This window comes from Saccharopolyspora elongata (assembly GCF_004348985.1).
Classification (GTDB): Bacteria; Actinomycetota; Actinomycetes; order Mycobacteriales; family Pseudonocardiaceae; genus Saccharopolyspora; species Saccharopolyspora elongata.
Map to the genome: position 1 here is coordinate 1 of NZ_SMKW01000258.1, position 485 is coordinate 485.

A 485-nucleotide genomic window follows, 5' to 3' on the forward strand; every position below is an offset into this window, starting at 1 on the left:
CGATTCGCTCCCACAGCTCGTCGGACACGATCCATGGCGGCTGCTCACCCTTCTTCACACGATCATGATCAACCATCAGGGAATGCCAGTCACTACAAGTGATCATTCTGTTAGGAACTCTTAGGAGGCTTCAAACGCCGGTTCCTCTCGTATACCTCTCCGTCTCGCTCGCCGGACCCGCACCATCTGGCAGTACTGACACGTCCCGGCTTTGTCGGGGCCGCTTGCCACCCTCCCCAGCACCTCCCGGATCAGGCTGCCCCCAGCTTCACCGCCCTGCTGCGACAGGACGGCGGCGAAGGTCTCTCACCTCCACTCGATCAACCAGCGCCTCACGGCGCACGTGCCAGAGATGCCAATCGGTCACTGGCCTGCACCGCTTTCGGGGCGCCCTGGCGGATGGCCTCGGCATAGGCTGCCGATCCGTCACGGCAGACCACCTGGGCGCCGGGGTGTTCACGCAGCCATGCGGCCACAGTGTCGGC

Annotated in this window: 1 pseudogene; it reads right to left on the reverse strand. The window is 63.9% G+C overall.

The features are described 5' to 3' along the window. Positions 1-346 precede the first annotated feature (346 nt). Positions 347-485: pseudogene (locus tag E1288_RS50715) on the reverse strand (transposase); the annotation flags it as partial.